16 protein-coding genes are annotated in these 18,856 nt (G+C 68.8%); 3 read left to right on the forward strand and 13 right to left on the reverse strand.

What is annotated here, in order from left to right; all coding sequences use genetic code 11:
• Positions 1–14 precede the first annotated feature (14 nt).
• The 6 genes from AB0E90_RS15090 to AB0E90_RS15115 form a co-directional block, all read right to left on the reverse strand.
• Positions 15–476, reverse strand: a complete 462-nt coding sequence (locus tag AB0E90_RS15090) for a phage tail protein (RefSeq protein WP_360404483.1) — start codon at positions 474–476, stop codon at positions 15–17.
• Positions 477–523: 47 nt separating this feature from the next.
• Complete coding sequence (locus AB0E90_RS15095) at positions 524–1,261, reverse strand: hypothetical protein (RefSeq protein WP_360404486.1); 738 nt, start codon at positions 1,259–1,261, stop codon at positions 524–526.
• Positions 1,258–1,797: a SigE family RNA polymerase sigma factor gene (locus tag AB0E90_RS15100; protein WP_360404489.1), complete on the reverse strand. Its 540-nt coding sequence runs from the start codon at positions 1,795–1,797 to the stop codon at positions 1,258–1,260. The genes AB0E90_RS15095 and AB0E90_RS15100 overlap by 4 nt, the downstream gene beginning before the upstream one ends.
• Before the next feature lie 46 nt (positions 1,798–1,843).
• On the reverse strand, positions 1,844–2,989 hold the full coding sequence (locus tag AB0E90_RS15105) for an MFS transporter (RefSeq protein ID WP_360404492.1): 1,146 nt from the start codon (positions 2,987–2,989) through the stop codon (positions 1,844–1,846).
• A gap of 39 nt (positions 2,990–3,028) precedes the next feature.
• A complete protein-coding gene (locus AB0E90_RS15110) occupies positions 3,029–3,931 on the reverse strand; it encodes an NAD-dependent epimerase/dehydratase family protein (RefSeq protein WP_360404495.1) in 903 nt (300 codons plus the stop codon).
• A gap of 92 nt (positions 3,932–4,023) precedes the next feature.
• Positions 4,024–5,991, reverse strand: a complete 1,968-nt coding sequence (locus AB0E90_RS15115; protein ID WP_360404498.1) for a glycosyl hydrolase family 28-related protein — start codon at positions 5,989–5,991, stop codon at positions 4,024–4,026.
• Between the two features lie 246 nt (positions 5,992–6,237).
• Here AB0E90_RS15115 and AB0E90_RS15120 point away from each other — a divergent pair, with 246 nt between their 5' ends.
• A complete protein-coding gene (locus tag AB0E90_RS15120) occupies positions 6,238–7,413 on the forward strand; it encodes an HDOD domain-containing protein (protein ID WP_360404501.1) in 1,176 nt (391 codons plus the stop codon).
• Here the strand turns inward: AB0E90_RS15120 and AB0E90_RS15125 are convergent.
• From AB0E90_RS15125 to AB0E90_RS15135, 3 genes are all read right to left on the reverse strand, one after another.
• Positions 7,410–8,540, reverse strand: coding sequence for a sigma-70 family RNA polymerase sigma factor (locus AB0E90_RS15125; protein ID WP_360404504.1), 1,131 nt, complete (start codon positions 8,538–8,540; stop codon positions 7,410–7,412). The genes AB0E90_RS15120 and AB0E90_RS15125 overlap by 4 nt on opposite strands.
• 5 nt (positions 8,541–8,545) lie before the next feature.
• Entirely contained in the window at positions 8,546–8,875 is a 330-nt protein-coding gene (locus tag AB0E90_RS15130) for a YciI family protein (RefSeq protein WP_360404508.1), read from the reverse strand.
• Between the two features lie 77 nt (positions 8,876–8,952).
• Complete coding sequence (locus AB0E90_RS15135) at positions 8,953–9,843, reverse strand: HAMP domain-containing protein (protein WP_360404511.1); 891 nt, start codon at positions 9,841–9,843, stop codon at positions 8,953–8,955.
• A gap of 178 nt (positions 9,844–10,021) precedes the next feature.
• Here AB0E90_RS15135 and ahcY point away from each other — a divergent pair, with 178 nt between their 5' ends.
• Both ahcY and AB0E90_RS15145 read left to right on the forward strand, forming a co-directional pair.
• Complete coding sequence (gene ahcY, locus AB0E90_RS15140; RefSeq protein ID WP_360404514.1) at positions 10,022–11,479, forward strand: adenosylhomocysteinase; 1,458 nt, start codon at positions 10,022–10,024, stop codon at positions 11,477–11,479.
• 53 nt (positions 11,480–11,532) lie between these two features.
• Positions 11,533–13,155, forward strand: coding sequence for a Na+/H+ antiporter (locus tag AB0E90_RS15145; protein ID WP_360404517.1), 1,623 nt, complete (start codon positions 11,533–11,535; stop codon positions 13,153–13,155).
• Here the strand turns inward: AB0E90_RS15145 and AB0E90_RS15150 are convergent.
• Genes AB0E90_RS15150 through AB0E90_RS15165 form a run of 4 tightly spaced genes read right to left on the reverse strand, consistent with a single transcriptional unit; the run spans position 13,152 to position 18,831 of the window.
• Entirely contained in the window at positions 13,152–14,732 is a 1,581-nt protein-coding gene (locus AB0E90_RS15150; RefSeq protein ID WP_360404520.1) for an ABC transporter permease, read from the reverse strand. The genes AB0E90_RS15145 and AB0E90_RS15150 overlap by 4 nt on opposite strands.
• Positions 14,729–15,625: an ABC transporter ATP-binding protein gene (locus AB0E90_RS15155; RefSeq protein ID WP_360404523.1), complete on the reverse strand. Its 897-nt coding sequence runs from the start codon at positions 15,623–15,625 to the stop codon at positions 14,729–14,731. The genes AB0E90_RS15150 and AB0E90_RS15155 overlap by 4 nt, the downstream gene beginning before the upstream one ends.
• Positions 15,622–16,233 (reverse strand): TetR family transcriptional regulator, encoded by a 612-nt coding sequence (locus AB0E90_RS15160; RefSeq protein WP_360404526.1) that lies wholly within the window; start codon positions 16,231–16,233, stop codon positions 15,622–15,624. The genes AB0E90_RS15155 and AB0E90_RS15160 overlap by 4 nt, the downstream gene beginning before the upstream one ends.
• 30 nt (positions 16,234–16,263) lie before the next feature.
• Positions 16,264–18,831, reverse strand: coding sequence for an EAL domain-containing protein (locus AB0E90_RS15165; RefSeq protein ID WP_360404529.1), 2,568 nt, complete (start codon positions 18,829–18,831; stop codon positions 16,264–16,266).
• Positions 18,832–18,856: the final 25 nt, after the last annotated feature.

Raw genomic sequence — 18,856 nt, forward strand, 5'->3', positions numbered from 1 at the left:
GATCGGTCACGGCGTCAATATTCCTTCTTGATGACGAAGTAGGAGCCGCGGATCGTGCCGGCCAGCTTCGACTTCTGGCGGGCGAATTTGAACGCGCTGAGCTCCTCCGGGATCTCCATCCCGTCGGAAAGCTTGAACCCGACCGCCCGTTTCCCGCCGTCATCAATCGTGTACATCACGTTGATCGACAGGCCGCTCTCGTAGAAAACGTAGGCCATCCGAATGTTCTCGACCTGGAACGCGGTTGCCTCGAGCGGTGGAGACGCGATGACGATGCCGCGTTCTTCCTCGAGGATGCGGCTCACCCAGTCGATGGTCGCCTGGGCCTCGTTCGCCGGCTCTACCGTGAAGGTGTGGTCGTACTTGTTTTTGAAGTACCGGGCCTCGTTCGCCCGCAACCCGGCAAGCGCGACCGTGACCGGCGACGACTCCAGGCCGACGGTCGAGACGGCGCCGAAGTCCACCGCATAGGGCATGACAGTTCCTCCACTGTTCCGAAGACCCCGAGCGTAACCGCGGGTGGTCAGCCGACGCCCTGGATTGCGTCCGTGGTGACGTGGATGCCGGCGCCCAGTTCGACGATCTGGTCCTGGGTCAGGCCCAGGCCCTGCCAGACCTGGACGATCAGGTAGACGCCAGAAGGCTGCTTCAGCCACAGCTCCCAACCGGTGTCCCCGCCCGGCGCGGTCGGCGCGGGGCCGTCCGGCGTCTCGCCCTGGAGGCTCTTGAGCAGTACGCCTTCCTGGTCGCCGACCTTGACCTTTTTACCGTCGCGCGAGGGGCCGTGCTGGTCCTTCGACTCGAGCATGATGGCGATCTTGCCGACGAACGAGCTGCCGTCGGCGAGCGGCTCGGTCGACGGGTTGACGTTCGGGCCCAGGTGCTTGGCCTTCTCGGGAGCGAGCACCAGGGAGCTGAGGTCGCTGGACTGGATGAACCAGCCGTCCGGCACTTTGTCGACGGTAAAGCCCTCGGGCTGCTCGCCCTTGTACGCGACCAGTTTGACCGAGGCCGCGCCCGCGACGATCTGGTCGCCGGGCGCGGTGGCGGTGTTGGTGCCGGCCGGGGTGCTGCCGCTGGTGGCGACCGCGATCGCGGCGGCCAGCGCGGCGGCGCCGAAGGCGGAGCCGGTGAGGGTCTGCACGGCGCGGCGGCGGCGCAGCGCGCGGCGTCCACGGGTCAGGTCGGCCTCGACCTGGGTCTCGGTCGTGGTGGAGATCGGACCGGCGATCTCGCGGAAGTGGTCACGCAGGTCGTTCATGGGGTGGCTCCCTGTCGCAGAAAGGCTGGCTGGGCGATGTGCAGTGCGGCACGGAGACGGTCCAGGCCCCGCGAGGTCTGACTCTTGACGTTGCCTTCCGAGCAGCTGAGCGCGTCCGCCGTCGCTGCCACGTCGAGGTCGTAGAAGTAGCGGAACACGACCGCCGCGCGCATTCGTGGCGGCAGTTCGCGCAGCGCGAGCTTGACGGCTTCACCAACGGAGCCGACGGAGCCGTCCGCTGGTGTGGCGACGACGTCCGGGAGCTCGGCCATAGTCTGCTCCCGCCGCCGCCAGATCCGCCGCCGTTCGTCGATCAGCGCGTTGACCAGCACCCGGCGCAAATAACCCTCGGGGTTGTCGGCACGCTGGAAGGACGGCCAGGCGACGTAGAGCTTGGTGAGTGTCGCCTGGACGAGGTCCTCGGCCAGGTGCGTGTCCCCCGCGGTCAGCAGGTTCGCCGTGTGCAGAAGGTGAGGCCGCCGGCTGACCACGAATTCGTGGAACTGCTCATCTCGCTCGGTTCTGTCTCGTCTCACACCCGGATGACGATTGGCGTTCCGGCGGGGTTGCATCGCCCCATAATTAACTGCGCCTGCCAACAGCCCACGCGATCAGGCCGGTCAGGGCGAGCGCGGCGGCGAGCACGCACGCTCCGGTCCAGCCGAACCGGTGGTGCAGCAGGCCGGTGGCGGCCGACGACAGGGCGCCGCAGGTGAAGACGGTGGTCATGAAGACGGTGTTGATCCGGGCACGAGCGTCGGACCGCAACGCGTAGATCTCGTGCTGGCTCATCACCTGGTGGGCCTGCACCGCGAAGTCGAGCAGGAAGCCGGCCAGCGCCAGCACCACGATCGACCCGTGCCCGACCGCGGCCAGCACGGCCATCAGGGCGGCCAGCAGGAGCGCCCCGCCACTGCCGATTACGCCGTACCCCCGGTCGGCCAGCTTGCCGGCCAGCGGCGCGGCCGTCGCGCCGCCCGCCCCGACCAGCGCGAAGATCGCGATCTGGGCCTGTCCGAAGCCGTGCTCGCCGATCAGCTCGTAGGCGATCGCCGTCCAGAAAGCGCTGAATGCACCGAAAAGCAGCCCCTGGCAGAGGGCGCGCCGGCGCAGCGCCGGCTCGGTGCGGACCAGTTCCCCGACGGTGCGCATCAACGCGCGGTAGCCGGTGGTGTGTGACGGTACGAAGTTGGGGAGCATCCGGCGCAGCGCGAGAGCCAGCAGGATCATGAAAGCGGCCGAGACGAAATAGATCGCCCGCCACCCGAACAGCTCCGCGACGAAACTCGACACCGTCCGGGCCAGCAGGATCCCGAGCAGCAGCCCGCCCATCACCTTGCCGACCAGGGCGCCGCGCTGTTCCTCCGGCGCGAGATGCGCGGCGAGCGGCACCAGGATCTGCGCGACCACCGAGGTCACCCCGATCAAGACCGAGACGACCAGGAAGATTGAGTACGCCGGGGAGACCGCCGCCAACAGCAGCGCGGCCGCCGTCCCGATGAGCAGCCGGGTGGTCAGTTTCCGGTTCTCGACCAGGTCACCGAGCGGGAGCAGGAAGAGCAGGCCCAGCGCGTACCCGATCTGGGTGAGCGTGACCACGACGGTCGCCGCGCCCTGGCTGACCCCGAAGGCATCGGCGATGAGGTCGAGCAGGGGCTGCGAGTAGTACAGGTTGGCCACGGTGAGACCGCAGGCCAGGGCGAGCAGGACGGTCAGCGATCGGCGCACTCGCGCCAGTCAACCTGGTCGAGGGCCAGGTCGCGACGCTCAGTGATTCAGCTCTCCCGGCTGGTGGGTGGCGATGAAGCGGGCAATGTAGGAGTCGAGTCGGACCGACGGTTGCCAGCCGAGCTCGGCGGCCCGGGTGATGTCGGCCTGGCCGCGCACCCGCTCGCCGCGCAGCGCCGGCTTCAGCTCGTAGTCGACCCCGAACAGCTTGGCGACCTCGATGACCGGCCATTCGTGGCCGGCGCCGAGGAGATAGCCGTCGCCGCTGCCCTTCTGGGCGACCAGGACGATGCCGCGGACGATGTCGTCGACGTGGGTGAAGTCGCGGGTCTGGGTGCCGGGCGACACCACCGGCAAAGCCTCGCCGCGGAGGTAGTGGTCCTCGAAGATGCCGATCACGGTGGCGTAGCGGCCGCTGGTGATCTGACCGGGCCCGTAAACGTTGTAGAAGTAGGTGATCGCGTAGTCCAGGCCGTACCACGACGAGTAGTTGCGGATGTACTCGATGTTCTTGGCCTTGGTCCACGCGTACGGGTTCAGGTTCTCGTCCTGCCCGTCGTTGCCGAACTTCGACGAGGAGCCGGCGTAGATCAGCTTCGACCCGTTGGCGGAGGCGAACTTCACCACCTCCTTGGTGCCGAGCATGTTGAAGTCCCAGGTCAGATCGTGGTCGTCGAACGACTGCACGATCCGCGAGTATTCGCCGAGGTGGAAGACGATCTCGGGGCTGGGGAGGCCGCGCTCGGCCCAGATCTTGGCGAGGTCGACGGTCGAGCCGTCGATATACGTCACCCGGGGGTCGTTGACGTGATTTTCCGGGACGCCGGTGAAGTAGTTGTCCAGCGAGACGACCGCCGCCTGGGGAAAGTCGATGAGCAGCGCCCTGATCAGGTTGGCTCCGACAAATCCGGCGCCACCGGTCACCAGCAGTGTTTGGCTCACGAACATCCTCCGAGGTCCCGACTTAGGCGGCCCAGGCTACCAATACGAAGCGGCCCCGCCCGAATTCAACGAGCGGGGCCGCTTTCGATGATTTACCAGGTGGCGGGGGCCGGAGGCGCGACGACCGGGGGACGGTCGTCACAGGTGATCGTGTTGGGAAGCAGCCACGGTGCGAGCCAGCCGCCGTCGTTGCCGCCCAGGTCGGTCACCGAGAACTCGGAGCCGGCCGGGGTGAAGTTGAACGAGCCGCAGTTGTTGATGCCGACCGCCCCGACGTTGCGGGCGTCGACGTTCTCGAACGTGGCCGACCCGGCAACGCGGGCGCTGAGCACACTCGTACCGGTGCCGTCGATCTTGATGTTCTTGAAGTGGGTGTTGGTGATCGAGTAGAGGTCCTTGACCGGCCAGTCGGAGACCAGCATGACCGCGTTGTACGTGCTGTCCAGGAAGTTGTCGCCGACCACCTGGATGTCCGCGTCGATGCTCCGGTCCAGCGCGTAGATCCAGATCGCGCCGAGCCCGATCTTCCAGTTCAGCTCGTAGGTGCCGGCCCGCACGGTGGTGTTGTCGGTGAACTTCAGCGAGCCGGTGAACGGCACCGCGCCGAAGCGGGAGCCGGCGTGCAGCGCGCTGCCCTCCCGGATCGGGTCGGCGATCAGGTTGCCGGAGACCGTGTTGTCGGTGCCGCCGTAGATCGCAATGCCGTTGGCCAGCACCGGCGTCTGCACGGTGTTGTGGTCGAACGTGTTGTTCGCGTCCGCGGTGCCCTCCGACCACATGGCCAGGGCGTCGTCACCGGTGTTGCGCAGGAAGTTGTTCTTGACGAGCGACTTCGTGACACCGGTGTGGAAGTTGAGGCCGTCGGCGATCTGGTCGGCGATCACATTGTTGGTGACCTTGACGTTCGACATCGGACCGTCGAACCACAGGCCAACCTTGGTGTGGTGGATGTAGAGGCCGTCGATCGTCGAGTCGCTCATCGCGCCGCCGACCCCGTTGACCTGGTCGGTGTCGATCCGCTCGCGGACGTCACCCTCGATCGCAAATCCTGACAAATGCACGTTCCGCGAATTCTCCCCATAGAAACCGACGCCCAGATGGGTCGATTTGTCCGGCGCGGGCGTGGACAGCGCGATCTCGTGACCCTTGATGATCGTGTACCAACTGCCAGCACCGAGAATCGTCACGTCGTCGACGATGAGGTGCCGGTTGACCTGGAAGGTGCCCGGCGGGACATAGACCGGCAGGTGCGTCTTGCGCGCGAACGCGATCGCCTTGTCGAAGGCCGGCGCCGAGTCTTTCCGTCCGGTGGGGTCGGCCCCGAAGAGCAGCACGTTAGCCGACAAAACGGACACGCGAGGAGGCCCGACCAACTCGGAGTCGAGCAGGTCGATCACGGTCCAGGCGGCGCCGACCGACGCGGTCAGCCGGACCTTCTCCCCTGCCTGGTAGGTCGTGCCGAGCAGGAGCCGCTGCTCGTCATAGAAGTGGCTGGGCCGGAACGGCTTCGTGATCGTCGGCGCCGGCGTCGTCGCGGCGGGCACGCAGGCGCACTCGGTGATCCACCAGTCCGGGTGCAGAAGGTCCGCGGTGGGGTCGTTGCTGAACGAATATTGGTTGTAAAGATATGAGTATTGCGAGGTCAGCGACATGGTGCGGGTGGTGTTGCGGACCTTGACCGACAGCGGCGCGGTGATCCCGCCGCCGGTGGGGGCGTCCGGGATGCTGTAGCGGACGTTGATCGCGTTGGCCGCCTTGGGCAGGGTGAACTCGACCCACTGGCCGGGGGCGAGCTTGACCGCGGTGCGGCCGGAGGCCTCGGCGGGCAGGGTGTAGGCGGTGCGGTCGGGGCCGATGACCGTGCCGTTGGTCGCCGCGTTCTCGGCCTCCTGCTCCTGGAATGCGACGCTCGCGCCGCGCCCGGCGACGAGCGCCGGGTCGAGGGCGGCGCGGGTGACCTTCGGTTGCGGTTTTTCCGAGGCGTACGCGGTACCGGCAGCGCCGACCGCAAGGCTCAGCCCGGCCGCCAGCACGGCGGCCGTATATCTCGCCAGGGTCATGGACGGGCTCTTTCTCGAGGGAGCGAGCCTCCAAGCGGGACGGACGCGTGGAGGTGAGGTGACGATAGGACCGCTGTGACGCAGTACACAAGATGTTGTCGATGTTTTTCGCGAGATTGCTCGCCCGTTGCACAGCAGCATCGTTTTCTTGCGAGAGCGCGCGTTCTCGTCAGATCTTCGGGTTGCCGACCGATAGCAAGCGGTGTGAAACCATCGGCAGCCGCAGACGTCACCCAGCTGGTGCACGTGGGACGTCAGCCGATCTTTGACGTCCAGGGTGACGTGATCGCCTACGAGCTGCTGTTCCGTGGCAGCGTCGACGCCGTCGCGGCGGGGCGTCAGGACACGTTCGCCACCAGCACGGTGATGGTGAACGCGTTCACCGAGTTCGGCATCCGTGAGGTCGCCGGCGATCGGCTCTGCTTCATCAACCTCACTCGCGAGTTCCTGATCGGCGAGATCGCCCTGCCCTTCGGCCCGGAACAGGTCGTCCTCGAGGTCCTGGAGACCGTGCGGATGGACGACGAGGTGGTCGCCGGGGTCACCGCGCTCGCCGAGGCCGGCTACCGCATCGCGCTCGACGACTTCGTCTGGGGCTCCGGGCACGAGGTGCTGTTCAGCCTCGCCTCCTACGTGAAGCTCGACCTGCTCGACGGCGATCTGTCCCGCCTCGACGAGGTGGTCGCCGCCTGCCGCCAGTACCCGAACATCAAGATCGTCGCCGAGCGCCTCGAGACCGAGGAACAGCTGGCCATCGCCGAGCGCTACGGCATGGAACTGCGCCAGGGGTACGCGCTCAGCCATCCCCAGGTGCTCACGGTCGCCAGCCTGTCACCGTCCCGGCTGCGCCGCCTCGAGCTGGTCGGCGCGCTCAGCGCCGAGGAGCCGGACGTGCAGAAGATCGTCAGCATCATCGCCAGCGACCCGCCGCTGTCCCTGCGCGTGCTGCGGGCCAGCAACTCGGTCGCGGCCGGGCACCAGAACCGGGTTTCCTCGGTGCGCCAGGCCGTGGTCATGGTGGGCCTGCCGAGCATCCGGCAGTGGGCGCTGCTGATGGTGCTCGACGACGCCGGCACCACCAGCGAGGAGCACATGCTCGGTGTGCTCACCCGGGCCCGGCTCTGCGAGAACATCTCGACCTGGTTCGGCGCCTCCTCGGACGGCGCGTTCATGGCCGGCGTGATCAGCGGGGTCGCCCAGCTGCTGCAGATCGACCCGATCTCGATGATCGAGCAGTTCCCGCTCGCCCCGGCGATCGTGGCCGCCCTGACCGACGGCTCCGGGCGACTGGGCCGGGTGCTGCGGGCGGTCGACTCGTACGAGAAGGGCGAGTTCGGCACGTTCGACCTGGCCGGGCAGTACATGGACGCGGTCCGCTGGTCGACCCTCGCGCTGTCCCACTCGAAGCTGGCGGCGGTCTAAAGCTCGTCGGCCCGGGCCAGCAGCGCTCGGCGTTCCACCTCCGACGCCGCGGCCGCGGCGGCCGCGCGGAACAGCTCGGCGGCCCGCTGCGGGTCGCCGGCCTTCACGGTCAGGTCGGCCTCCACGGCGATCGCGGCCGGATGCCCGGCGAGGCTCTCCGGCAGCAGGGCGAGGCCCGCCTGCGGGCCGTAGGCGTAACCGTGCGCCACCGCCCGGTTCAGCTCGACGATCGGGGTCGGCTGAAGCCGGGCCAACTGGTCGTACCAGCCGGCGATCGACGGCCAGTCGCTGCGAGCGCCGGCATGACCGGCGGCGATCCGGGCCTGCAGGGCGTAGGGGCCCTCGATCGGGGTGCGCGCCAGGATCTCGAGGCCCTCGGCGATCGCGGCCAGATCCCAGCGGGAGCGATCCTGCCGGTCCAGGGTCACCAGATCACCGAGCTGGTCACGGCGGGCGTGCCGCCGCGAGTGCTGCAGCAGGAACAGCGCCAGCAGTGACGGGACCTCCGGCTCGGCCGGCATCAGCGTCACCAGCAGGCGCGCGAGACGGATCGCCTCGTCCGCGAACGCGGGCTCGCCGTCCGCGTCGTACCCCCGGGTGAAGAGCAGGTAGAGGACGGCCAGGACCCCCGGCAGACGCTCTTGCAGGGCCGGCCCGGACGGCACCCGGTACGGAATGCGCGCGTCGGCGATCTTCGACTTGGCCCGGGTGATCCGGCGGGTCATGGCCGTCTCGGTGACCAGGAACAGGCGGGCGATGTCCGCGGTCGGCACGCCCGCGACGGTCCGCAGGGTGAGCGCGACCCGGGCCTCGGGGGCGAGCGCGGGGTGGCAGCAGGTGAAGATCAGCCGCAGCCGGTCGTCCTCGATCTCCTCCGGCAGGCCTGGTGGCCAGCGCATCGCCACCTCCTGGAGTTTCTTCTGCTCGACCGTGGCGCGCCGGAGCACGTCGACGGCCCGGTTCCGGGCGACCGTCATCAGCCAGCCGCCCGGATTGTCGGGAACGCCGTCGCGGGGCCACCGTTCCAGCGCGGCCACCATCGCCTCCTGGGCGCAGTCCTCGGCGAGACTCCAGTCGCCGGTCACTCGGATCAGAGTGGCGACGATCCGCCCGTAGGAGTCCCACATGATGCTTAGAACTCCTGGTAGGGGCGGATCTCGAGCCGGCCGCCGTAGGCCATCGGATGCGCGGCGGCGACGGCGATCGCCTCGTCGAGGTCGGCGCACTCGAGGATGTCGAAGCCCACGATGACCTCCTTCGTCTCGGCGAACGGGCCGTCGGTGAGCAGCACCTCGCCGCCGCGGACCCGGACCGTGGTCGCGGACGACGGTGGGACCAGCTGGTTCCCGGTGACCCGGCGCCCGTTCGCGTCGTTCTCGGCGACCCACACCTCGATGTCCGGAGCGGCCGACTCATCGGTCTCCGGCTCGGTGTCGGTGCAGACGAACATCATGTACTTCATCGTTGTCTCCCTGGGATCGGTTTTCACCAGGGTGACGAACGGCCGGCCGGGATCCGGACAACGGCGGCAAAGAAATTTCAGGCTTTGGTACGGGCCTGAAGCTCGTCCACCATCTCGGTGATCCGGCGGTACTCGGTCTGGATCGCGGCGAGGACGAGATGGCGCTGGATGGACGTCATCTCCGGATTGTCGAGCAGCTGGTCGAGGTTTTCCCCGAGCTCGGACAGCGGCTCGCGCAGGTTGTCCGCGGCCACCTTCGCGAAGTGCTCGGTCGCCTCCTGGGCCGCTTCCTGGGCGAGCTGCTCGCGATCGGGGATGTTCATCCGGTCAAGCGCCTCGTTGAGAGCCGTCCCGAGATCGGCAACCTCGGGTGGGCTGGTCACCACCGGCAGTCGCTGCTCGGGGGCGTCGGGCGTGATCGCCTGCGCACCCTCGGCCAGCTTGACCAGCGGCTTCATCACGAGGCCACCGACGAACCAGGTGCCGGCTGCGGCGACAAGCGCGGCAAGAACCACAATGAGATCAATCATCACAACATTTCCGGAATGGTTCTCCTCCACGTCCTGGAGGTTGATCAACACCTGCAACTGCGCGCCGGTCTTGACCTTTTCGGCCCATGAGCGCCAATGCGATCCGTCCGCGGCGGTAACGGTGGAATAGCCGTCCTTGACCGGGATCGAGAACTTCGTCGTCGCGCCGACCTCGGCCCGCACCGTGGTGCCGTCGAGAAGGCGGACGGCGAAGGAGCCGTCGGTGGGCAGCGTGCCGGACTTCGTCGCGGCCGTGCGGACCTGTGCCACTCGCGTCGCAAGGGCGGCGTCCACCGAGTCACGGTCGCGATGATCGGCGTACAGCACGACTGCCAGACCGGCGAGCGCGACCACGAGGGCGACGACCGCCGTGATGGCGAGAGTGAGTTGTACGCGAATGGTCCTGGGCCGGAAAACCCGAGGTAGCGGCTCTGACACGTCCCTACCTGCCGTCGAATCACATGGGGGGCGGCTAAGAATCGCAGGCTCGGGTTACCCTGTAAAGGCCCGGTCGAGAGGCGCTGCAACGGATCCGCTCAAGGTGTGGGGTCCGCCACGCTCGGCCGCAGGCTTGCTGACGCAAGGGCGCCTCCCTAGAGGGAGGGAGCCCCTCTTCATGTCCGACAAACTGCAGGTTGTGAACGGTCTCGAGTTCGCCGTGGCCGATCTCACGCTGGCCGAGGCCGGCCGCCATCAGCTGCGCCTGGCCGAGCACGAGATGCCCGGTCTGATGTCGCTCCGCGAGGAGTTCCGCGAGTCGCAGCCGCTGCGTGGCGCGCGCATCGCCGGTTCGCTGCACATGACGGTGCAGACCGCCGTGCTGATCGAGACGCTGGTCGAGCTCGGCGCCCAGGTTCGCTGGGTGTCCTGCAACATCTTCTCGACGCAGGACGAGGCGGCGGCCGCGACCGTCGTCGGCAGCGGCACCGTCGAAGCGCCCACCGGCGTCCCGGTCTTCGCCTGGAAGGGCGAGTCCCTGGACGAGTACTGGTGGGCCACCATGCGCCTGTTCGACTTCGGTGACGGCGCCGGGCCCAACATGATCCTCGACGACGGCGGCGACGCCACCCTGCTCGTGCACAAGGGCGTCGAGTTCGAGGCGGCCGGCGCGGTCCCGCAGGCCACCGAGGCCGACAGCCACGAGTACACGATCATCCTCGAGACGCTGCGTGCCTCGCTGGCCGACGACCCGCAGCGGTTCACCCGGATCGCCGCCGAGATCCGCGGCGTCACCGAGGAGACCACCACCGGTGTGGCCCGGCTCTACAAGCTGGCCAAGGAGGGCACCCTGCTCTTCCCGGCCATCAACGTGAACGACTCGGTCACCAAGAGCAAGTTCGACAACAAGTACGGCATCCGGCACTCGCTGGTCGACGGCCTCAACCGCGCGACCGACGTGATGCTCGGCGGCAAGCTGGCCGTGGTCTGCGGTTACGGCGACGTCGGCAAGGGCGCGGCGGAGACGCTGCGTGGCCAGGGCGCCCGCGTCGTGGTCACCGAGATCGACCCGATCTGCGCGCTGCAGGCCGCGATGGACGGCATGCAGGTCGCCCCGCTCGAGGACGTGCTCGCCCAGGCGGACATCTTCATCACCACCACCGGCGGCACCGACATCATCACCGCCGACGACCTGGCCGGCATGAAGCACAACGCGATCGTCGGCAACGTCGGTCACTTCGACGACGAGATCGACATGGCCGGCCTGGCCAAGGTCGCCGGCGTCGAGAAGGTCGAGATCAAGCCGCAGGTCCACGAGTGGCGGTTCCCGGACGGCCACTCGGTGATCGTGCTCTCCGAGGGCCGGCTGATGAACCTGGGCAACGCCACCGGCCACCCCAGCTTCGTCATGTCGAACTCGTTCTCCAACCAGGTCATCGCTCAGATCGAGCTGTGGACCAAGCCGGGCGAGTACGACAAGCAGGTCTACGTGCTGCCGAAGCACCTCGACGAGAAGGTGGCCCGGCTGCACCTCGACGCGCTCGGCGTCAAGCTGACCACCCTCACCAAGAAGCAGGCCGAATACCTGGGCGTGGACGTCAACGGTCCGTACAAGCCCGAGCACTACCGCTACTGATTCGTTTGATTTTGTGACGGGCCGCGCTGCCTGAGGCGGCCCGTCATAGAAAGATGGAGCAGGTGCACCATCTCGAGGCAATCCTGCTCTATGTCCTGATAACCGTGGCCGTCATCGTGGCGACCCGGTGGGTCTCCCGCCGGACCGGGCTTCCCTCGGCCGCGTTGCTCACCATCATCGGCATCGTCTATGCCTTCCTGCCCGGGGAGAACATTCCGCTCAACCCGGAGCTGATCCTGACCTTGGTGATCCCGCCGCTGCTCTACAACGCGGCGCTGGACTCCTCATTGCTCGACATCCGGCACAACCTGCGCATCGTCATCAGCCTCTCGGTGCTGCTGGTGCTCGCCACCGCGATGCTCGTCGGCGTCGGCTTCCACCTCTGGGTGGCCGGGGCGACGCTGGCCGCCGGGGTGGCGCTGGGCGCCGCGATCGCCCCGCCCGACCCGGTGGCCGCGCTCGCCGTCGGGCGCCGGGCCGGCCTGCCCGGCAACCTGATCACCCTGATCCAGGGCGAGGGCCTGCTCAACGACGCGACCGCACTGACCATCCTGGCCGTCGCGGTCGATTCGGTGGACGGCAACGGATTCTCCTTCCCGACCGCGATCGGCCGGTTCGTGATGTCGGCGGCCGGCGGCGTGGTGGCGGGTGTGGTCGTCGCCTACGCGGTGCGACTGCTGCGGAACCTGCGCGAGGACCCGATCAGTGCCAACGCGATCTCGCTGGCCACCCCGTTCGCGGCCTACCTGCTCGCCGAGCGTGTCCACGTCTCCGGCGTGCTGGCCGTGGTGGTGGCCGGCCTGATCATCGGGCACAACGCGCCCCGCCACTCCACCGGCGCCAGCCGGCTGCAGACCAGCGCGGTGTGGCGGCTCGTCGACTTCGTCCTGGAAGGCTTCGTCTTCCTGCTCATCGGTCAGCAGTTGCCGGAAGTCGTGGATCACCTGCACGAATACGAGACCAGCACGATCGTCATGGCGGTGGCCATCTCGGTCGGCGCCGTCCTGCTCCTGCGGCCGCTCTGGCTGGTGGTCACGCAGCTGCTGCCCAGCCGGATGCACGCGCGGCTGGGCGGCTCATCCGACGGGCGGGAGGACCAGGCGCTCGACAGACGCGAGGTCGTGGCGCTCAGCTGGGCCGGCACCCGCGGCGTCATCTCCCTCGCGGCGATCTTCACGCTGCACGAGAACGTGCCGGACCGCGACCTGATGCAGTTCTGCGCGTTCGTGGTCGTGCTGGTCACGCTGCTCGGTCAGGGGCTGACCTTCGCGCCGCTGGTCCGCTGGCTCGGCCTGCGGGCCAACAGGGCCGACCTGGCCCGGGAGCGCAACGAGGCCCGGTCGGCGGCGGTGCAGGCCGCGATCGACCGGCTCGACGAGATCAAGCAGGAGGAGCACGACCACATCGAGGACAAGGCCATCGACAGCATGCGCAAGCAGCTGACGATCCGGCTGGAGCGCTATCGCCGACGGCTCGATCTGATCGAGCAGTCCGAGTCGGACGAGGTGCCGGTGTCGCCCCAGTACGAAGCCGCCCTGGTGGTGCGCCGCGAGGTGATCGACGCCCAGCGCGAGGAGCTGCTGCGGTGGCGGGACGCCGGCAACCTCACCGACGAAGGGCTGCGGGTGCTCGAGCGCGAGCTCGACCACGAGGAGCGGCTGGCCGAGCGCTCCTAATCCGGGAGGTTACGCCGCCGCAGGCCGAACAGGCCGGCGGCGGCCAGCACCACCGCCACCGCCACCAGGGTGACCACCGGCGTCGCCGGGACCTCCACGCCCGGCAGGTGCGGGACGTGGGTGAACGGCGAGATGTCCAGGAACCACTGGTCGAGCTGCAGGGTCGAGCCGACCAGCAGGATCAGCAGGCAGAGCGCGGGCGCCGCCCAGGCAGCCGGCGACCAGCGCGGCATCAGGCCGAACAGGAGCACCGTCACCCCGGAGATCACCCAGATCGCGGGCAACTGGATCACGGCGCTGCCGACGATGCCGCCGAAGCTGCCGTCCGGCGAGACCAGGGCGGTCACCACGCCCTCGGCGAGCAGCGCCACCGCCGGTCCGAGCAGCGAGAACAGCAGGTGGCTGCCGGCCCAGGCAGATCGTGAGACGGCCGTGCTCAGCACCGCCTCGGCGTGGCCGCTCGTCTCCTCATCACGCATCCGCAGGGCGGCCTGCACCGCGTAACAGGAGGCGATCAACCCGACGATCGCGGCGATGCCGGCGAAGTAGCTGTTGACCAGCTGGTCGGAGCCGCCGCCGAGCCGGGTGAAGAGGTCGCCCACGTTCTCGCTCTCCTTGGCGATGTCGACGACGCTGCCGCCGACCCCGCCGAAGATCACGCCGAGCAGGCTGAGCCCGACCGTCCAGCCGATGAGCAGGCCGCGGTGCAGCCGCCAGGCCAGGGCGAAGGGTGTGCCCAGCCAGGCCGGCGCCACCGGCGGGCCGAGCCGGGCCGCGAAGGTCCCGTCGCCGAGGTCGCGGTGCGACCGCAGGTAGACCCCGCCGGTCACGGCGGCGATCGCGAACACGACCCCGACCAGCACCGGCCACCAGTTCGTCCCCCCGTACGGAAAAATATGCGTCACCCAGCCGAGCGGGGACAGCCAGGACAGCCAGCTCGGGCCGCCGTCACCGAGGGCGGCGATGTCGCCGCCGACCCGCAGCGCGTAGGCGACGCCCAGCACCACGACCGCGAGCGATCGGGCCGACCGGGCGCTGCTGGTGAGCTGGGCCGTGACCGCCGCGACCCCGGCGAACATCAGGCCGCTGACCGCCAACTCGGCGCCGAACGCCAGCGACCCGGCGGTGTCACCGCTTTTGCCCGCCATGCCGGCGAACGTGAGCAGGCCCACGAGCAGGCTGGCGACGCTCGTCGTGATCAGGGCGGCGGCCAGTTGCGCCTGGCGGCCGACCACGGTCGCGCCGATCAGCTCGGTACGGCCGGCCTCCTCGTCGGTGCGGGTGTGCCGGATGACGGTGAGCAGCGCGGCCAGCCCGATCATCACCGGCACGAACCCGGCCCGCCAGGCGGTCATCGCCGCGAACGAGTCGCCCTTGAGCAGGCCGTACAGCGCGACGAACCCGGCGTTGCCGGAACTGGCCGATGCGTACGCAATCCGGTCGGCCTCGGTTTTGAAAATGCCCTCCAACGACGCGAAATAGGCGAGCGGAAGCAGGCCGAACACCAGCACCCAGAGCGGCAGGACGGCACGGTCGCGGCGCAGGATCAGGCGGATGAGCTTGCCGGTGCCGGTCATTTCCCGTCGCCCCGTTGGTACTGCTGCAGGAACAGCTCCTCCAGCGTCGGCGGCTGGCTGACCAGGCTGCGCACGCCCACCTTGACCAGGCTCTGCAGGGCCGGCTCGAGCGCGTCGGTGTCCACTTCGAAGCGGACCTTGCCGTGCTCGGTGCGGAAGCCGTGCACGCCCGGCATGGTGGCCAGGCCGTCGGGCGGGCCGGCCAGCTCGGCCTGGATCGACGTGCGGGTCAGATGACGCAGGTCGTCGAGCGTGCCGGTCTCCACCGTCCGGCCCTCCCGGATGATCGTGAGCCGGTCGCAGAGCGCCTCGACCTCGGCGAGGATATGGCTGGAGAGCAGCACGGTGCGGTCGCCACGTCGTTTCTCCTGCAGGATCACCTCGCGGAAGACCTCCTCCATCAACGGGTCGAGACCGCTGGTCGGCTCGTCCAGGATGAGCAGCTCCACATCGGAGGCCAGCGCCGCCACCAGCGCGACCTTCTGCCGGTTGCCCTTGGAATAGGTGCGGCCCTTCTTGCGCGGGTCGAGCTCGAACCGCTCCACAAGCTCCTTCTTGCGCGCCGGATCGAGCCCGCCGCGCAGCCGCCCGAGCAGGTCGATCACCTCGCCGCCGGTCAGGTTGCGCCACAGGGTGACGTCGCCCGGCACGTACGCCAAACGGCGGTGCAGCTCGGTGGCGTGCCCCCACGGATCGTCGCCGAGCAGGCTCACCCGGCCGCCGTCGTGCCGCATCAGCCCCAACAGGATGCGGATCATCGTGGTCTTGCCGGCGCCGTTCGGCCCCAGGAAGCCGTGCACCTCACCGGTGCGGACCTGGAGATCGAGCCCATCCAGGGCGGCGACCTTGCCGAACCGCTTGATCAATCCCTCGGCGTCGATGGCCTCGGTCATGGCTGCTCCTCGGGGGTCTGGAACCGCTCAATTGCCCCGCGCAATTGGTCGGCCTGCTCGGGGGTGACCAGCGCTTGCGAGAAGATGTCGAGAGAGGCGGACAGCATCCGGCCCCAGCCCTCGGGCTCGGCGGTGTTGACCCCGAGCACCCGGGTGAGCTGGTCGCCCATGGTGAACATCGACATCTTCATGACGCAGAGGACCGCGGAGTAGGCCCGCGGGTCGGCCACCTTCAGATCGGTGCTGCGCACCCACTGCTCGCCGTAATCGACCAGGCGGTCGAAGAGGGCCTGGGCGGTGGGCGAGCCGTCGACGAGGGATCGGATCAGGTAACGCTGCATGCGCAGCCACGCCGGCTCGATCCGCTCGAGGGACGGGAACTCCAGGAAGCGGGTCTGGACGCCGGTCAGCTCGTTGATCACGAACTCGTCGCAGGCGTCGCGCAGCCCTTCCTTGGAACCGAAGTGGTGCCGGAGCAAGCCGGAGGAGACGCCGGCTTTGAGCGCGATGTCGCGGACGGTGGCGCCGGCGATGCCCTGCTCGGCGAACAGCTCGATCGCAGCGTCCCGGATGCGGGCCCGCGCGGTCAGATCGCTCTGGCTATTCACGCGTGTAGCGTACTACACGCGTGTGTAGCGTCAACCGGCGACAGCGCCGTTGATCGATACGCTGGTGACCGCCCCGCTCTTCAGCGACCAGCGTTCCAGCAGGTCGGCGTAGGCCCCGGAGCTGATCACCCGGTCCAGCGCACCCTTCACCGCGTCGCGCAACTGACTGTTGTTCTTCGCGAACGGGATGCCGAACAGGCCCGGCTCGTACTGCAGCGCCGACGCCAGCTGGAAGTAGTTGGCGGACCGGTTGTCGGTGGTCAGGAACGCGGCGGCCGGGAAGTCGTTGAGCACCGCGACCGCCCGCCCGGTCCGCAACTGGAGCAGCGCGTCCGCGTTCGTCTTGTACTCGTTGATCTTCATCGGCTCGGCCTTGCAGGCGCTCTGCGACCGGTGCAGCAGATCGGCCTGGCTGGTGCCCTTCTCGATCGCCACGACCTGCCCGCACAGGCTGGCGAGGTCGACGACACCCCGCGGGTTTCCGCGCTGCACGATGATCGACGAGCCGGCCGCGAAGTAGTCGACGAAGTCGGCCTTCTTCTCCCGGTCCACGGTGTCGGTCATCGCCGACAGCACCCCGTCATAGGTGCCGTCGGCCACCTTGTCCAGGGCGGTCTGGAACGAACCCGTGACGATCTCCACCCGGACGCCGAGGACCTTGCCGATCGCGTCGGCGAGGTCCGGCTCGAACCCGATGATGGTGCGGCCGTCCGCCGCGAACGACTCCATCGGCGCGTAGCTGGCGTCGGTGACGAACCGGATGGCACCGCGGTCGCGCACCGCCTGCGGCAGCGAGTCGTGCAGCGCCTGGTCGAGCTGCACGATCGCCTGGTTCTCCGGCTCGTCGAGCACCGTGGCCACGAACGTCCGGTCGATCTTCAACTCCACCAGCGGCACCCCGCGCAACCGGGCCAGACTCGTGTAACCGGTGCCGAAGTCGTCCAACGAGAAACCCACACCGCGGCCGACGAGCCGGTGGATCGCGGCCATCGCCGCGTCCGCGTCCTCGACCATCGCGGTCTCGGTGATCTCCAGGATCAGCCGGCCCGGAACCGTGCCGAACTCGTCCAGCAGCGGCTCCACCATCCCGGCGAAGTCGGCGGCGCTCAGGTTGCGGGCCGACACGTTCACCGACACCGTCCAGTCCCGGCCCACTGACATCCACGCCGCCTGGTCGGCCAGCGCCCGCCGCAGCACCCACGCGGTCAGCGGCTCGATCAGACCCGACTGCTCGGCCGCCGGCAGGAACGCGGCCGGCGGCAACAGGCCGCGCTCCGGGTGCTGCCAGCGCACCAGCGCCTCCACCCCGCAGATCGCGCCGTCGGACAGGCGCACCTTGGGCTGGTAGAACAGCACCAGCTCGTCGCGCTCCAGGGCGTGCCGCAACTCGGCCTGCACGACCAGCCACTGCGTCGGCTGCGCGGTCCGCTGACCGGCGTAGACGACGATGTCGGCAGTGCCCCGCTTGCCCTGGTACATCGCCGCATCCGCGTGGCGCAGCAACACCTCCACGTCGTCGCCGTGCTGCGGATACAACGCGATCCCGAAACTCGCCTCGATCGCCAGCGGCACTCCGTCCAGCACCATCTCGCTGGTCAGAACAGCACGGAGAGCTTCCAGCAGATCCCGTACGCCATCAGCACCCAGCCCCGGCAGAATCAAAGCGAATTCGTCACCGCCCAGCCGGGCCACCGTGTCCTGCGGCCGCAGGCCGCTCCGCAACCGCGCCGTGATCACCCGCAGCAGCTCGTCGCCCGCGTGATGCCCGAGGGTGTCGTTGACCTCCTTGAACCGGTTGAGGTCGACCACCACCACCGCGCCACCGCTCTCGTCCCGCCGGCCCGCCGCCAGCGCCGCCGCGGCCCGCTGCCGGAACGCCTCCCGGTTGGGCAGCCCGGTCAGACCGTCGTGCAGCGCCTCGTGCTCCTGCCGAGCGGCATACTTCCGCAGCGACCGCGTCGTCGACCAGGAGATCAGCCCGAGCGCCAGATAAAGCACCCCGAGCCCAACACCGAGCCGCCAGTACGTCACCCGCATCTGCTCGTGCACCCGCGTCGCGATCTTGTCGTAGGGCAGATAGAGCTCGAGCACCCCGACGCCTTCACCGGACGCCCGCGCGAACACCGGTTGCAACACCCGGATGATCACCCCACCGGCCGCCGAATCATCCGCGACCAGGCTGGCCTTCGCCGACCCGACCGAGGCCGACTGGAACGCCGGATCGGAGACCGGCACCCCACCCGAGGTCGACCCGTCATCGGAGTAGACGACCTGGCCGGCGAAGTTGCGCAGCCGCATCCGCAGCACCGAACCGTGGTAGAGCGCCAGGTCGGTGGCTTTCGCCAGCGACTCCCGCTCATCCTCGGTGAGCCCACGCGTCAGGTCGGCATCATCGAGCGCCGGCGCAACCGCCATCTCGGCGATGACCGCCGCCTGCGCCATGCCTTGGTCCTGCCCCTGCTTGGTGGCGTCGACCCGCCCGCCGTTGAGCAGCAGTGTGGCAAGCGCCCCCAGCGGCAACAGGCTGACCAAAAGATAGGTAGCAAACAGCCGCGAACTCGACCGCGCCGCCCGCCGCCCACCTCCGCGTCCCCACACGGCAGCTCTATCGACTCGGTTGCCA

Source organism: Actinoplanes sp. NPDC026619, assembly GCF_040638295.1.
Lineage (GTDB): Bacteria > Actinomycetota > Actinomycetes > Mycobacteriales > Micromonosporaceae > Actinoplanes.

Excerpts from the sequence above, each read along its gene's own strand:
- AB0E90_RS15090 (WP_360404483.1), bottom strand. The coding sequence starts at position 476 with ATGCCCTATGCGGTGGACTTCGGCGCCGTCTCGACCGTCGGCCTGGAG.
- AB0E90_RS15095 (WP_360404486.1), bottom strand. The coding sequence starts at position 1,261 with ATGAACGACCTGCGTGACCACTTCCGCGAGATCGCCGGTCCGATCTCC.
- AB0E90_RS15115 (WP_360404498.1), bottom strand. The coding sequence starts at position 5,991 with ATGACCCTGGCGAGATATACGGCCGCCGTGCTGGCGGCCGGGCTGAGC.
- AB0E90_RS15125 (WP_360404504.1), bottom strand. The coding sequence starts at position 8,540 with ATGTGGGACTCCTACGGGCGGATCGTCGCCACTCTGATCCGAGTGACC.
- AB0E90_RS15130 (WP_360404508.1), bottom strand. The coding sequence starts at position 8,875 with ATGAAGTACATGATGTTCGTCTGCACCGACACCGAGCCGGAGACCGAT.
- ahcY (WP_360404514.1), top strand. The coding sequence starts at position 10,022 with ATGTCCGACAAACTGCAGGTTGTGAACGGTCTCGAGTTCGCCGTGGCC.
- AB0E90_RS15145 (WP_360404517.1), top strand. The coding sequence starts at position 11,533 with ATGGAGCAGGTGCACCATCTCGAGGCAATCCTGCTCTATGTCCTGATA.
- AB0E90_RS15150 (WP_360404520.1), bottom strand. The coding sequence starts at position 14,732 with ATGACCGGCACCGGCAAGCTCATCCGCCTGATCCTGCGCCGCGACCGT.
- AB0E90_RS15155 (WP_360404523.1), bottom strand. The coding sequence starts at position 15,625 with ATGACCGAGGCCATCGACGCCGAGGGATTGATCAAGCGGTTCGGCAAG.